We start from the raw sequence: 15121 nt of genomic DNA on the forward strand, positions 1-15121 counted from the left end.
CAAAATTTTATTTACACAGGAATTTCAATAATAAATTCTGTACCTTCACCCAGAACAGAGTTGAAACTCAATTTTCCGCCATGTTTTTCTACAATAATTTGACGGGCGATCGCCAGTCCTAATCCTGTGCCTTTACCAACAGCTTTTGTCGTAAATAAATGGCCAAATATTTTTGATTTGACTTGTTCATTCATCCCCTTACCATTATCAGCAATGGCAATTTTAACTAGATTATTTTCGACTGAGGTTGTAATTGTAATGCAGTTAGGATTGTCTTGAATTTCTTCAAAACGGCGTCCATGATTAGATTCATCTAATGCATCAATAGCGTTTGCGATCAGATTCATAAATACCTGATTTAATTGACCAGGGAAGCATTCAATTTCAGGTAAATTACCGTAGTTGGTGACAACTTCAATGGCGGGACGATGTTGATTCGCCTTCAGACGATGTTTGAGAATAAGAATGGTGCTGTCAATACCTTGGTGGATATTGAAAGGCACTTTGTAGTCTTGATCGGCACGAGAGAAAGTACGTAAACTGGTGCTGATGTTTTTTAGCCTGTCGCACGCTATAGTCATGGAATCAATTATCTTGGGCAAGTCTTTTAAGCTATAATCCAAGTCGATTTCTTCGGCGTGGTCAAGGATTTTATCATTTTTGTTGGGTAAACTTTCTTGATATAGTCCAAGATGTTCAACAATATCAGCGATGGTAGGTTTAGCAAGTTTTAGACTGGCAGAAATAAAACCAAGGGGATTATTCATTTCATGAGCTACACCAGCAACTAAGTTCCCCAATGCTGACATTTTTTCGCTTTGGACAATTTGCAATTGGGCGTGTTGCAAATCATTCAATGCTTGTTGCAAATCTTGTGATTTTTGTTGCAATGCAAGTTCTGCTTGTTTGCGTAAGCGAAGCTCCTCGTAGACATCGCTAATATCTCGCATCACAACTACCGCACCGAGTTTGTTACCCGAAGAATCGATAATCGCTTGTCCGCTGGCTAACAAAATTCTCTTAGAACCATGCTTTGGCGCAATTACCATTTCGGCATTTTCGACTATTTCCCCTTGCAAGGCGCGAAACAGGGGGATTTCCGTGGTTGATAGGGGTGTTTGCCCATCAAGTTGATAGAGATCGAAATGTTCTGTCCATTGTTCTGGTGGTAATGATTCTACTGGTAAGCCATGAAGCTCACAAGTTGCTTTATTGAATAAAGTCAACTTGCCATTAGGATCGCAGACAACAATCCCATCTGTAATAGTTTGAATAATGGCATTCAAAAACTCTCGTTCTTTAGCTAGAGATGCCTCGGCCTGTTTGCGTAGGTGAAGCTCCTCGTAGACATCGCTAATATCAATCATCACCCCATCCCATAAGATGGCGCCATCGGCTTGTCGCTCTGGCCGAGCAAGAGATTGAATCCATTTCACGGTTCCTGAAGGCAGAATAATCCGACATTCTAGGTCAAACTGTGTCAGAGTTTGGGCAGAGTAAGCGATCGCTTGGGCAATAGCTGGTTGATCGTCAGGATGATTCATGTCGTAAAGGCTATGCGTCCCTGCCATCACAGACTCTGCCGCTAACCCATATAAGTCGAAACAGCCAGAGCTAACGTAGGGTGTTGAAGTTGAACCGTCAGCCGCCAGACGGAATTGATACACCATCCCAGGAATATTATTCGCCAAATTTTGGAAGCGGATTTCACTAGCCTGCAATTTTGCTAGAGATTGTTCCAACTGTTGAGCATAGTTCTGGGAATTTCGATAAAGTCGGGCATTTTCTAGAGAAATTGCAGCTTGAGTGCAAAGTAAATTCAGCAGCTCGACGCGATCGCTTGTAAAGACTCCGGTTGCCAAATTGTTTTCTAAATACAATATGCCAAGCAACTTACCCTGATGCAAAATCGGGCTGCATAAAATGCTCTTGGGGTGCTGTTGCTGAATATAAGGATCATTGATTAATTGCGGATGTACCCTCGCATCAGTAATTACCGCAGGTTGTAAACAGCGTTTTACGGTATTAATTAAGCCAACTGGTACATCAACAGAGTCTTCAACAGACTGTGGGTTGAGCAACATCGGGTAAAAATCGACTTTAGTAGCCTGGTTCTGTACAACGTTCAGGGAAAGCTGTGCTAACGCCTGAATCAGCAAATCACCTGACTCCAAAAACATGAACACACACTTATCGGCTCCGGCATTTTCAATGACGATATGCAGCAACACCGAGAGCAGTTTTTCGAGTTCGATTTCCCCAGAAAGGGTTTGATAAGCTTTGAGAATGGTAGCTAAATCTAGAGCAATAGAGACACTACTACTGCTGGAAGTGGTGGAGGTGACACTCTCCAATGTGAAGATAGTTTCGTGAGTTGAGAGGGGAGAACGGGTTTGCTCTAAGATGGGGGCGAGGAGTTGGGGATAGCGTCGTTCCAAGTCGGCGACTTTGGCTTTAGCGCCCCAACGAGCATAGCCATAGTAGGCTTCGGTCATGTATGACTGGGCAATCCGTTTTTTGCCCCAGTCGAGGTAAAATTTAGCGGCCAGTTCATTGGCAAGCGCTTCTTCTTGGATGTAGCCTTGTTCTTTTGCTTGGGCGATCGCGCGATCGTAGAATTCTAATGCCTCTGATTTCGGCCCTAAAACTCCGTATCGCTCGGCTTCAACTAAATAAAATTTGTGCAGGTAATTTTCTGGAGCATGGTCAGCCCACTTTTTCATCTTTTCCTGGTTTTTAGCCACCCGTTGAAGAATGTTTTGCTGTTGTGCCTCACAAACCTGAGAATAGATTGCCAGATGGGCTAGAGAATCATAGGTGTAGCAGAGCGGAACGATGAATAAGCCTGTAGCGCCACCTATATAGTTTTCGGCGGCGATCGCATCTGACACCGCCAACTCAAACTTGCCAAACATATAACACAGACCAAGTTGGCTGGCATAGAAATAGTACAGCGCAGTCTGATCGCCCGATCGCTGGAGGGCTGGGACAATTTCCTCTCGATTAAAGGCATCTCCACTAAGCTGCCAAGGTTTAGCAGAATTGCCGATCATATTCAAAATTGTTTGCTGAAAAACGGTCAAATGACTGGAAAGACCTTCTTGGTTGATATGCGCGAGCTGCTCTCGGAAGGCAGTGCTCTCTCGGCTGAGATCGCTTAGTTCTTTGCCCATAAACCAACAGTATGAGATATGAATGAATCCGCAAATAGCAGCTGATTCTAAATCTCCCGTTTCCAATCCAACTTCGTAGCCTTCCCGGAGAAACGGTAAGGAGTTCTTGAGTGGCTCTTTCCAATGCCACACGCAACAGTAAATTCCGACATAGACTCTGGACTTCAGTTCTTTGGCATTGAAATGTTCCAGCAACAAAAGTGCTAGTTGGGCACACTCATAGCCAAAGTTAATCTCTCCTACCATCCCACAAAGTATCAGTCCATAGTAGGCATAGCCAATTGCAGAAAATGAGGTATTGCCATATTGAACGGATAAATTTACCTGCTCAAGGACAATAAATGGTAAGAGCGCTGGAGTGACAACAAAGGCAGCAGAAGAGACAGCGGCAAGAATCCGTATAACCGCTAATTTGTTAGAGTTTGCGATCTGGGGCAGAGTGATTAAGTCCAGCGGTTGCCTTCCAGCCAGGATCGATTTAGTCGCCTCGAATGCCCGTGCAATATCTAATTGACTGGGTTGCTCCGGAAAACTCGTTCCTAGACGCTCTACACTCTTGAGGGCAATCTGCACTGCCTCTATAAATTGATGTTGGGCTTGAGCAGCTTGAATTTGAACTTCATAGACCTTGACCGTATCCAACAGGTTTCTAGAGTGTTCTGTAATGACTGCCGCTAATTGTGTCATCTGCTGAAAGTTGCCGCTCAAGTAAGCGGCTTCAGTGGCAGCTTCGTAGAGGGCTAAGGTTAACTCATACTGCGTTTGCCACATATCCTCAGCTAACAAGGCGATGCCTGTAGTGCAATACTCAAATGCAGCTGTATAGGCAGTTGCGGCTCTGGCTTTTTGTCCAGCTTTCAGATTGAGTTGAGCGAGTTCTATTTGCTCAGATAGATCGACAATCAGGGATTTGCCGATATTAAGTTGGTTAACAATTTCAAACAGTTTTTCGTCTTGTTTGGCAACGGGCGTATGAGTCAGTAATAGTTGCCCAATTTTTAGGTGAGCGATCTGTTTTTGTTCTTCTGGGATGAGGAAATAAGCGGCTTGCTGGACGCGATCGTGCAAAAACTTGTAAACACAGGTGTCAACTTTTTGTGTTGATGTTTGAACTGTGGCGGCTGATGCTTCAGTTTGATAAAATTTGTAAACCTCATTGGTGGGAATGATAAATCCTTCTTGCAATGCTTTCCACAAGTCCGAAGCGGTTTCTATCTGTGACTTTTCATAAACGATCGCCAGCGTCGCCAAATCAAACTGATTGCCAATACAGGCTGCCAGTTTCAAAATATCTTGAGTGTTGGATGGCAATTTCTGAAGCTGTTGTGCCATAAATTCCACCACATCATCGGTGAGAGCAAGCGATCGCACTTGCGCTACATCACACTGCCAAAAACCTGTCTCCCAATCAAAGGTAATCAGCCCATCCTCATACAGCGCTTTCAAAAATTGAGTCGTGAAAAAGGGATTGCCTTTGGCTTTTTGATAAACCAACTCTGTTAACGGCAATGCCAGTCCCGTTCCACAACTGAGGGAGTCGGCGATCAAATGGTTCACATCTGCTTGACTTAAGGGAACTAGAGTCAGAGTGTTGACGCAAGAGGATGCTTTTTTGATTTCATCTAGGGTTAACATCAGTGAATGAGCCGCAAACACTTCGTTATCGCGGTATGCGCCAATAATGAATAGATAACCGCGATTGCTCCCCATCAACAGCTTCAGCAAATTGAGCGATGCCAAATCTGCCCACTGCAAATCATCGAGAAACATCACCAACGGATGCTCTATTGTGGTGAAGACTTGAATGAAATTTTGGAACAGCAGATGGAAACGATTCTGTGCCCCACTGCCCGATAGTTCAGCGATGGCTGGCTGTTTGCCGATCATCTGCTCCAGTTCAGGAATCACCTCGATTAGGAGTTGCCCGTTCTCTCCAACTGCCGCTAAAATCTTGCTCTGCCATTGCTCCAGTTGAGTATCGCTTTCACTAAGCAACTGTCCCATCAGGTCACGAAAGGCTTGCACAAAAGCAGACAAAGGAATGTTGCGGTTGAATTGGTCGTACTTACCCTTGATGAAGTAGCCATTCCAGCGGACGATCGGCTTATGCACTTCATTCACGACTGCGGTTTTGCCAATGCCAGAGAAACCTGCCACTAGCATCAGTTCAGAGTCACCATTGGCAACATGACCAAATGCCTCCAGTAAGGTCTGCACTTCCGATTCCCGTCCGTAGAGTTTTTCGGGTATGAGAAAGCGATCGCTGATATCGCGCTGTCCCAATTCAAACCAGGTATGCTTACCTGTTTCTCGCCACTGTTCTAAGCAGGTAACTAGGTCATGTTTAAGTCCTAGCGCACTCTGATAGCGGTCTTCGGCATTCTTCGCCATTAATTTGCGGACAATCTCGCCCAGCATCAAGGGCAAATCGGGGTTTAAATCGCAGACGAAGGGTGGAAGTTTCGCAATGTGGCAATGCACCAACTCCATCGGCTCATGGGACTCAAAGGGCAGTTGTCCGCTCAGTAGTTCAAAGAAAGTCACACCTAATGAATAGAAGTCACTGCGGTAGTCAACGCCCCGGTTCATCCGTCCGGTTTGCTCCGGTGACAGATACGCTAGCGTTCCCTCCAGTCTGTTAGGACTTTGGATTTCTTGGGTTTCTCGTGGTAAAAGTGAGGCAATACTGAAGTCAATCAGCTTGATTTGTTTGGTGTCAGGGTGAATCAGGATGTTGGCTGGCTTAATGTCTTTGTGAATGACACGCTGTTGATGCAACAGGTGTAGCGTGTCTAGCAGTTGTAGAGCAATAGCAAGGAATTGCTCTAAAGTCAATGGTCGTCCGGCGGTAAATTCCCGCAAAGAAATGCCACCAAAGTCTTCCATGACTAGGGCATAGCCGTTGCGATCGGCTTCTAAGCTGTAGGGCTTGATAATGCCAGGAATATCTAGGTTTTTAGCGATCGCATATTGGTTGCGAAACTGTACTAATTCGCTAAAAGTTGGGTATTCTCGTTTTAAGAGCTTGATGACAACTGGTAGGCGTTGGCGAAGCCCACCGAAGGTATCGCATTCTCGAACTGCCCGATACACTTGAGTACGAGAACCTGAATATAGTTGCTCGATAATTTGGTAGCCAGCAATCCTTATAGTTCCATCAACTTTTGCGCTCATAAATTTTTACGAGAATTTCTGTATACTAACGTTATAATTCCCAGGACAATATCTTGGTTAACAAACGTTAGATAAACTGCCTTGGGCATGGGTAATAATAAATAGTTCTTCCTCCCCTGCGTCCCCTGCTCCCTCTCTCTAAAGGGGCTGTATCGGCAGCAAAGCTGGTAAATCCAGAGAGGCGAGGTGTTGATAAGCTTGATCTATGACTCGCTTGCCTCTAAGAAAGCCTGTATTAGCTCCAGGACAAATATACCGGAGAGTTTCTGGTGTAAAACGTTCTAATAATAAGCCAAGACTGTTAATTTGTCGTGGCCAGTGAAAGGTTTTAGCTGTCCGTAATAGTACTGCTTGACCATACTGGTTAGGGAGTAAATGGCGACCAGAAAACAATATACCTCCAAGTTCACTGTAATATAGACAAGATGAGCCGGGAGAATGACCTGGTGTCCAAATCACTTGTGTTGCGGCATCAAGAGTAAATTCTTGTCTAAAGGTAGTTACGGTTAAGCCTGGTAATAAATAAGCTTCTTGCTCTTGAATCAGCACCTCGCAGTCAAAAGTTTGCTGAAATTCAGCAGTCTTGCCAATAGCGCCGCGATGGGTAATAAATAACCAACGCACGCCTCCATACGATCTTAAAAAATCTTGATTTGTTTGCTCTAGAGCAGGGCAATCTATGAGGATATTGCCTTCATTTCTTACAATAAAATAAGAGGTTCCCCCTAATGTGTCCCGATTGGGTGGAAAGGCAAAAATGCTCTCTTGTGCGAAGTCCGATTGCAGAGAACCTTTGCTAAGAACTTCGTCAGGGAAGACAGCCCGTGGCGGCTTAGTTGTATGACTTGGTTGTTGAGGTAAAGGGCACATGATCAAAGAACCGAAACTGAGGAGTTGTGGACAATTTGATTACAGTGGGTAAATTCTCAAGAATTGAAACTTGAGCGTTAAGCAGCACTGTTAACCGTTGTAAAAAAATTGGGATTTGAGGTCTGCCTTGTAGTTAATGCTATGGTGCTGAAGCTACTGGTGGGGCGTTTTGTCAAAATTACTGAAGATAACATGGCATTTTGGTTTCTGTTTATCCTCCTGCTGGGGCTAGCTACTTATCTAATGGTGCAGCACAGCGTCGCTCACATCACCCGAACACCGGTATGGTTGTTGTGGCTGGTTTTAATGACACCAGCATTTCTATTGAGTGGATGGACGCTGTTGTCCGGGGCGAAACAACCTCCGCCGCCAGCGCCGATCGTCTGGTCGATATTTGTCTGCACAGTGTTGTACTGGATATTGTTTCAATGGGGGCGTCAAGTACCAAGAGATACACAGACCGCAGCCCAAACCCAAGCTTCAGAATCACCACCGACTATCCAGCCTACCCCAGAACCAATAGTGCGTCCCATTGAACCAACGGAAGAAACCCAACTGCGAAATTGTTTTCCTTGGTCTGTATACTACGTTCAAAATATTGAGTATCGACCACAATCTGTGATTTGCCGTGGTCAGTTGCGAACTAAAGCCAGCAACGCTTACCAGCAGATTAAGACTAATATTGAAGCACAATTTGGCGATCGCTTCTTGCTGATCTTTCAAGAAGGTTTCAATGGCAAACCTTTCTTTGTCCTGGTTCCCAACACTCAAGCTGCTAAACAGACAAATACACCACGACGCAACCAGGAACGATTAACTCGACCAGGATTAGCGCTGCTGTTGCTAGCTGCTACTTTGATCACTACTACCTTGGTGGGAGTGGAAAATGCTGGTGTTACTCTGCCGCCTATCTGGGATATTGGATCTTTGTTCAAGCTTCTATCTAACCGAGATGTCCTATTTAAAGGATTGCCTTATGCTTTAGGACTGATGACTATTTTGGGCATTCACGAACTTGGGCATTATTTGACAGCTAAATTCTACAAGATTCGCTCGACGTTGCCTTACTTTATTCCTGTGCCTTTCTTCTTGGGAACTTTTGGTGCATTTATTCAGATGCGTAGTCCCATTCCCAACCGCAAAGCTTTATTTGATATTAGTATCGCTGGGCCAATTGCAGGTTTTGTTGTCACCTTGCCATTACTAATATGGGGCTTGGCTCATTCTGACGTGGTTTCCCTGTCTGAAAAAACCCGACTTTTAAATCCTGATGCCCTGAATCCTAAATATTCAATTTTACTAGCGGTACTCTCAAAGTTAGCTTTGGGAAGTCAGTTAACAGCAAAATCAGCCCTTGATCTGCATCCAGTTGCAGTAGCAGGTTTTCTGGGACTAATTGTCACAGCGTTAAATTTAATGCCTGTAGGACAACTAGATGGAGGTCACATTGTCCATGCGATGTTTGGACAACGAACTGCGATGATAATTGGTCAAATTGCTCGCGTGTTGTTGCTATTACTGGCTTTAGTACGAGAAGAATTTTTGGTGTGGGCGATTATCTTATTATTTATGCCATTGGTTGATGAACCTGCACTGAATGATGTCACTGAATTGGATAACGGACGTGACATTTGGGGGTTACTGGCAATGGCTTTGTTGATTGTAATTGTTCTGCCATTACCGCAAGCGATCGCTAACTTTTTGCAAATTTAAAAAGTATTAGAACACAGGCAGGAAAGGTAAGCTTGTACTACTTTGATCCTCATCAAAATAACCCCTACTTTCTACTGCCCACTCCCCCTTTTTGTTAAAACGTAAAAGTAGTACGAAGTACACCTACAGTTGTTGTTTCGTTTCTGCTGTTACCTTCTGGGTTAAACAGAATAAATGCACCAGGGGTGATGCTGATATTGTCGCTGACTTTAACGCGATAATACCCTTCTAAATGGTAAGGAGTAGCCCGATTGTCACCAAGTTGAGCCGCACCACTAGCATCAGTACGATAAAGCGGCTGACCAAAAATAATCCCCCCATTATTCCCTGACTTGAGTAAATCTCGGAAGTGAACTCCCACCATCCAACTTGTAAAGGTGGTGGAAGCATTGACGCTACTAGAAGAAGCATCAACAAACAAGGCTGCACCATAACCAGACAAGGCTATCTTGGGAGACAATCGCCATGTTACCGTACTCCCAACAGAGTTGAGCGCCACCGGTGTACCCGCCGCAACCCCTCCTAAAGCACCGATATCATCACTAACTAATCCCGTACCCAAAATATTGATTTCGTGATAGCTGTGGGCATAATTGAGACCAATATCAAGATCGCGATTTGGCTTCAAGGTTAACTGTGCGGCTACAACACTACTACCACTAAACAAACCTGCACCCAAAGGTGTAGTAGAAACTCCTGGTAATGCCTCACTCGCAGATTTTTGGGGTAAATTGGCATTTACACTGCCGTATAAAGCTCTTAAATCCAAATTTGGCGAAATGTTAAAAATAAATCCCGCCGCCGATGCTAAACCAGTACCCGAAGTTCCACCAGAAACCCGTAGCACAGGATTCAAGCCGCCAAAACGAGAAATTGACTCTTGTCCTTCACCATAAAAAGGTGTAATTGCTGGGAAAGCATCTGATGTTTCCGCCGCAGTTCCCGCAAACAAGGTTAATTTCTCAGCGACGGGAAAGATATACAGTAATTTGTAAAGCTGAACACTGTTTGCACCAACACTCGACAAAGTATTGACATTTAACCCCGGAAATTGCGGCTCAAAACTGGTACGTGCGCTACTTGCACTTAAAAGCGGCGCAGCTAATCCTAAACTTTCTTGCAGGCTACCCTGTCCATTGGCTCCACCTAAAAAGTTATAAGCTTGCAATCCAGTAATTAATAAATCTTTACCAGTAAAGCTAGTGGTAAGATTTAACCGCACTCTATTTACTAGCATGATGTTCGGGTCGCTCTTATTAGGAGCGCCACCGGTAGCACCAATCCCAGCAATAATTGCCTCACCATTGAGTTTGGTAGTAGTAGAAAACTGATTTACTTCTAGTTTTGCTGTGCGCTCTTCTACAGCATCTACTCGACCCCGTAATGTTACCAATTCCGCAGCAAATTGTTCTTGCAGTTTCTGCAACGTGGCTAAATCTTCTTTTTTGACCAAATCAGCAGTTGCTGTAGTAATTAGTTCATTGATTCGAGATAAACAAGCATTTAAGCCAGCCGCAAATTCATAGCGAGTCATCGCTCGATTGCCGCGATAGGTTTCATTGGGATAACCTGCGATACAACCATAGCGCTCAACTAAAGATTGTAATGCTTGAAAAGCCCAATCTGTTGGCTGTACATCAGACAATTGGGATACGGATGTTACTTGTGCAAGTTTGTCTGATGGTTGAGATGAATTTGTAGATTGGGGTGTGATTGCCTGTAAAGAATTATTAGCAGAATCCACGCCTAAATCTTTTTGGCTTTCATTGGCTATCGGTAATTCATCAGAAATAGCATTGGCTAAATTGCCTTTATGAAAATCAACTTTTTCATGGCTATCAACATCTTGATAAATTGCTACATTTTTATTTTCAATCTCTAAATTAGGCAGGGCTTGTACTGGTGAGAAGCCAGCAATTAAGCATAAAAAGCCCACTCCGCCAGCAGAAGCTAGTAGATATTTTGCCATGATAACTCCCAATCTATATATGAAATGGTGACAAACTTGATTTTGATATTTCAATGCAATTGATAAGTAAATTTAAAGTTAACAAGATAGTCTTGTTAACTTTAAAATTTGCATATCAGAAAATTTATTCCTGATTTTACTTATCAAAGCATCAGTTGATATCGCAAGTATTAAATTATAGTAAATACTATTTCTGCAAACAATTAACAATTAGTACTATTGAGAATTCTAATAATTACTATTGGCAAAAGAATAATTAGAATAGTGTGCTTTTATGGTATCGGATATAAGATAAACACTTAGGATAAGTAGAGCGGCGTGAACACTACAAACTAATCTCAATATTTTTTACATTAGTTAATCTACTTTGATTTATTCTCGCCTACTTACTTATATAGCAATCCTAAATCATTGGTGAATAAGCAGAACCCCGACTTCTCTAAGAAGTCGGGGTTCTGAGTCTGGTGATTTAAGCGAAATCAAATTTGAATTCCTCAAAGGGGTTTAACGTTTTGCTAATTCTGGAGTTCGCCCCTTCAAGCCAATCATCAACTTCAGCATAAATATTTTTAATACAGGTACTCGCTGCAAAAACCATAAACCCAAGCGACGAATAACCACCACAGGGAAGAAATTATTAGAAAACATCCGATCTAACAAATCGGTGAAACCTAAAATCGTCAGATTCTCTAGCTTGCGCCAGCGTTCATAACCTTTGAGAATCTGAATATGGCCAATATCTTTACCCGCTTTGTGCGCTGCTTGAATTACTTGCGCCAAAGCTGCTGCATCCCGAATACCCAAATTTAAACCTTGTCCGCCGACGGGATGGCAATTGTGCGCCGCATCACCAATTAATGCTAGTCGCGGGAGAACGTAGCGATCGCTTTGCATGAGTTGTACCTGAAAAACAAAGCGATCGCCCAGTAATTCCAATTTCCCCATCTGATCGCCATAGCGGCGGCTTAGTTCTACCAAAAATTGCTCGTCATTTAAAGCACACAAAGCTTTTGCTTCTTCATGGGGCGCTGTCCAGACAATGCGGCAACGGTTCCCCGGTAAAGGTAAAATCGCAAAGGGTCCACTAGACCAAAATCTTTCGTAAGCGGTGTTATTGTGGGGTTTTTCTGGTTTGACAAAGGCGACAATGCAAGATTGCCAATATTTCCAGCCAGAGGTTTTGATTCCAGCAGCTTGTCGAATTGGCGATCGCGATCCATCTGCTGCTACAACTAATTTGCTGCGAACTGTTTTTAGCTGATCGGCAATTTTTATCTCTATCGTGACTATATCCTGCTGGTAGTGCGTATTTACCACTTCCGCCGGACACAGATAAGTCACATTAGGGCAATCTTGGACAAACTCCTGCAACGGCTGCAACAGCGCTTGGTGTTCCGCCACATAACCCAACTCTGCTGCATTTATATCATCTGTGGTAAATTCCACCACATTCGGATAATCGGCATCCGAAAGACGAACTCGGCAATACTTGGCGATTTGAGGCAGCATTTTGTCCCAAACGCCAATGCCTTGATAAATTAGCGACGAAAGCTGATGAACTGCATAAGCTTGTCCCTTGGCTACCGATGCTGATGCTACTTTCGCCTCAATTAGCAAGACACTCAAGCCAGAATCTTTTAAAGCAGAGGCTAGAGTTAACCCAATAATCCCACCGCCGACAATTACCAAATCATATTCATATCCCCGTTCATTTGGCGGTGTTGGTTGAGGGGAAAGAGTTTGCTCAAGCTGCGTTGGGGTCATTGTTAAGTTAGGTTACAGCGTCTTAACTCTTATTTTGACGCGATCGCGCCTTCTTGAGCAAGTTAACAATTCAAAATTAAATAGGACTTACGCACACAAAAACCTGATCCCCCCTAACCCCCCTTAAAAAGGGGAGGATATAAAAAGCCCCCTTTTTAAGGGGAGGATATAAAAAGCCCCCTTTTTAAGGGGGTTGGGGGATCTCTTATTCATCTGAATTATTTACTGACTCGATAGATTGGTCTAACCTGACGATAAGTATTAAGTAAGCTGAGAAATTTATTTCCATCAAAATTTATCGGGTCAACTTTTTTACCAGAACGGTCTACTAGATGGTGCGTAGTGATGCGATGGTCTGGGACTTGACTTTGAGCAACTAACCAAGCAAGGGAATGATATTGAGCTTCCGTGTAGCCGCTATGGGTTTGTTGACTACTACTGTCATAACTATCTGGCGGTGTTTCTAAAGAAACGTGATAAGCAAAATTATTCACAGACGCCGGCAAAGTCGGATTAGTCTGCACAGTTTCCACTCCCTCGGAACCATCAAAAACTGAGTTAGCTGCACCAAAAGCCCGCTTTTCTGGCGGTACTAGATAAACCACCGTTCCGTCTAACTTGATTAAAGCGTGGTAACTTGCTTGCACACTTTCATCGTTATGGGCTACTTGAAAGAAATTAATGGCGCTGGAAGCAGAATAACCAGTTTCATGGAGGACGATAATTGGTTGATTGTTGAGAGGAAGGCCGTTAACATCTTGAGCGTACCGTTCTCCATAGTTACTTGGGTCAACTGAAGCAACTTGATAATTAGGTCTGTAGCGTGCAAAAGCTTGAGTGGTCATATACCTTGCGACAGGCTTGTTAATCTTGACTGGGGACTTGATAACATTTTGAGATTTATTCTCTGGGTATTTCGCTGATTGAAATTGCGCCTGGGGATATTGACTGAAAGCTGTAACCTGTGGATTGGATATACGGGATATTGGCGGATTATTATGTAACTTTGTCGCTCGTCCAATTAGCAGCACTGCAATTAGAGTGGCGAACATCAGCCAGATTAGTAGCACCCTAGTTGCCCAGTCTGTAAACTTCATTTTTCTAATACCCGTAAAACGGTAGATATTAATTTATAACTAAACTGGCGTGTTAGTTGTAGAGGCGCACTTCTGTAAACCCCTACCGTAGATGGTATCCAAATAATAATCGCTATAATACCTTAATTCTAGTCAAATATACCTTTATAATCCCTGCAATAGTGCTGTTACTAAGCATTCAATAAGGATGTTTTATCTACACCAAGTACTAGCAGCTTAGAAAGATATTATTGTTTTAGGCGATCGCTAACCTCGCAATAACATTCACTAACGGAGCTAAAAGACTTGTTAACGGAGTTCAAAGACTCATTCACAAAGCTCTAAGGTTCATCGACGAAGCTCTAAGGTTCATCGACGAAGCTCTGAGGTTCATCGACGAAGCTCTGAGGTTCATTCACGAAGCTCTAAGGTTCATCGACGGAGCTAAAAGACTCATTCACGACTATAAAAGGTGCATTACGCTTTCGCGCTAACACACCCTACTACTACGATCGCTTTATAATTGCAATGTCTACGACGGGCGTAGCTGCGGCACCACCAACGCTACAGGCGATCGCTTTATGGCATACATTGAATATAGTTAGCAGTCGGCAATTCCATGAATATTCGTCAAGAACTTCTAAGTCTGATTGAACAACTCAATGATGAGCAGTTATCAGCATTGCTTGATTTAGCTCTTTCTTTGAAGAATGGCGAAAACTCTGTTAATCCTGCTGTTGAATCTCAGGCTTATCAAGATTGGGTAAGCCCTGAAAATGATATTTACGACGAAGTATTTGGTGATGAACTTACAGCGCGGTGATGTTGTGTTGTGTCGAGTCCCCATGCCTTCAACCGGATTGGCACAATTTAAAGTTCGCCCTGCTGTTGTCATTTCGGCAAATCACTTGAATCAAATTCTTGATGATTTGATGGTTGTGCCTTGTACTTCCAACACTAATCGCCCTTTAACTGTGACGCAATACTTAATAACGGGCGATGAAATTGCCAGTGCAGGTATTAGAGGATGTTTGAAAAGTATTTGGCTGTGATTTTAGGCACTTTGATCCCCCCTAACCCCCCTTTTTAAGGGGGGAACTGGAATCAAAGTCCCCCTTTTTAAGGGGGATTTAGGGGGATCTAAAATGTTTTGATACCGACAAGAGGACTTTTCAAACAACCTCTTAGAGTTGAGTCTGTAGTTCGCTGTGAGTCAATTTTTACATTAAATAAATCTATGATTCTCAGAAAGCTGGGTTCTCTTTCCTCTGAGACAATTAATCAGGTGAATTTTTGTCTAATAGCGGCTTTGGAATTATAAATCAATACGCTTAGATTAGCGTCAAAAACTACTAGAAATGTTGGGTTCCTCTGCGGGATCT

General features: G+C 43.4%; 10 protein-coding genes. 5 read left to right on the forward strand and 5 right to left on the reverse strand.

Annotated elements, in window-relative coordinates:
- Positions 1-11: 11 nt before the first annotated feature.
- Together V7K62_RS05795 and V7K62_RS05800 are read right to left on the reverse strand one after the other, a co-directional pair.
- On the reverse strand, positions 12-6347 hold the full coding sequence (locus tag V7K62_RS05795) for an ATP-binding sensor histidine kinase (protein WP_334862584.1): 6336 nt from the start codon (positions 6345-6347) through the stop codon (positions 12-14).
- Positions 6348-6485: 138 nt separating this feature from the next.
- On the reverse strand, positions 6486-7217 hold the full coding sequence (locus V7K62_RS05800) for an MBL fold metallo-hydrolase (RefSeq protein ID WP_334862587.1): 732 nt from the start codon (positions 7215-7217) through the stop codon (positions 6486-6488).
- 192 nt (positions 7218-7409) lie between these two features.
- Here V7K62_RS05800 and V7K62_RS05805 point away from each other — a divergent pair, with 192 nt between their 5' ends.
- On the forward strand, positions 7410-8930 hold the full coding sequence (locus V7K62_RS05805; protein ID WP_334862656.1) for a site-2 protease family protein: 1521 nt from the start codon (positions 7410-7412) through the stop codon (positions 8928-8930).
- A gap of 94 nt (positions 8931-9024) precedes the next feature.
- Here the strand turns inward: V7K62_RS05805 and V7K62_RS05810 are convergent, their stop codons facing one another.
- The 3 genes from V7K62_RS05810 to V7K62_RS05820 form a co-directional block, all read right to left on the reverse strand.
- Positions 9025-10899: an iron uptake porin gene (locus V7K62_RS05810; RefSeq protein WP_334862589.1), complete on the reverse strand. Its 1875-nt coding sequence runs from the start codon at positions 10897-10899 to the stop codon at positions 9025-9027.
- Positions 10900-11403: 504 nt separating this feature from the next.
- Positions 11404-12663 carry an FAD-dependent hydroxylase gene (locus V7K62_RS05815; RefSeq protein ID WP_334862591.1) on the reverse strand — a complete coding sequence of 420 codons (1260 nt, stop codon included), beginning with the start codon at positions 12661-12663 and terminating at the stop codon, positions 11404-11406.
- A gap of 218 nt (positions 12664-12881) precedes the next feature.
- Complete coding sequence (locus V7K62_RS05820) at positions 12882-13760, reverse strand: N-acetylmuramoyl-L-alanine amidase (RefSeq protein ID WP_334862593.1); 879 nt, start codon at positions 13758-13760, stop codon at positions 12882-12884.
- A 507-nt stretch (positions 13761-14267) separates the two neighbouring features.
- Here V7K62_RS05820 and V7K62_RS05825 point away from each other — a divergent pair.
- From V7K62_RS05825 to V7K62_RS31480, 4 genes are all read left to right on the forward strand, one after another.
- Positions 14268-14393, forward strand: coding sequence for a hypothetical protein (locus V7K62_RS05825; RefSeq protein ID WP_334862595.1), 126 nt, complete (start codon positions 14268-14270; stop codon positions 14391-14393).
- Entirely contained in the window at positions 14359-14562 is a 204-nt protein-coding gene (locus V7K62_RS05830; RefSeq protein ID WP_334862597.1) for a hypothetical protein, read from the forward strand. Before V7K62_RS05825 ends, V7K62_RS05830 begins: the two co-directional genes overlap by 35 nt.
- The gene (locus tag V7K62_RS05835; RefSeq protein WP_334862599.1) at positions 14543-14791 is read left to right on the forward strand and encodes a type II toxin-antitoxin system PemK/MazF family toxin; all 249 of its coding nucleotides are present in this window, start codon (positions 14543-14545) and stop codon (positions 14789-14791) included. The genes V7K62_RS05830 and V7K62_RS05835 overlap by 20 nt, the downstream gene beginning before the upstream one ends.
- A 98-nt stretch (positions 14792-14889) precedes the next feature.
- Complete coding sequence (locus tag V7K62_RS31480; RefSeq protein ID WP_442937227.1) at positions 14890-15060, forward strand: type II toxin-antitoxin system PemK/MazF family toxin; 171 nt, start codon at positions 14890-14892, stop codon at positions 15058-15060.
- The last annotated feature ends 61 nt before the right edge of the window (positions 15061-15121 follow it).

The organism is Nostoc sp., assembly GCF_036917935.1.
In the GTDB taxonomy this organism is placed as follows: domain Bacteria; phylum Cyanobacteriota; class Cyanobacteriia; order Cyanobacteriales; family Nostocaceae; genus Nostoc.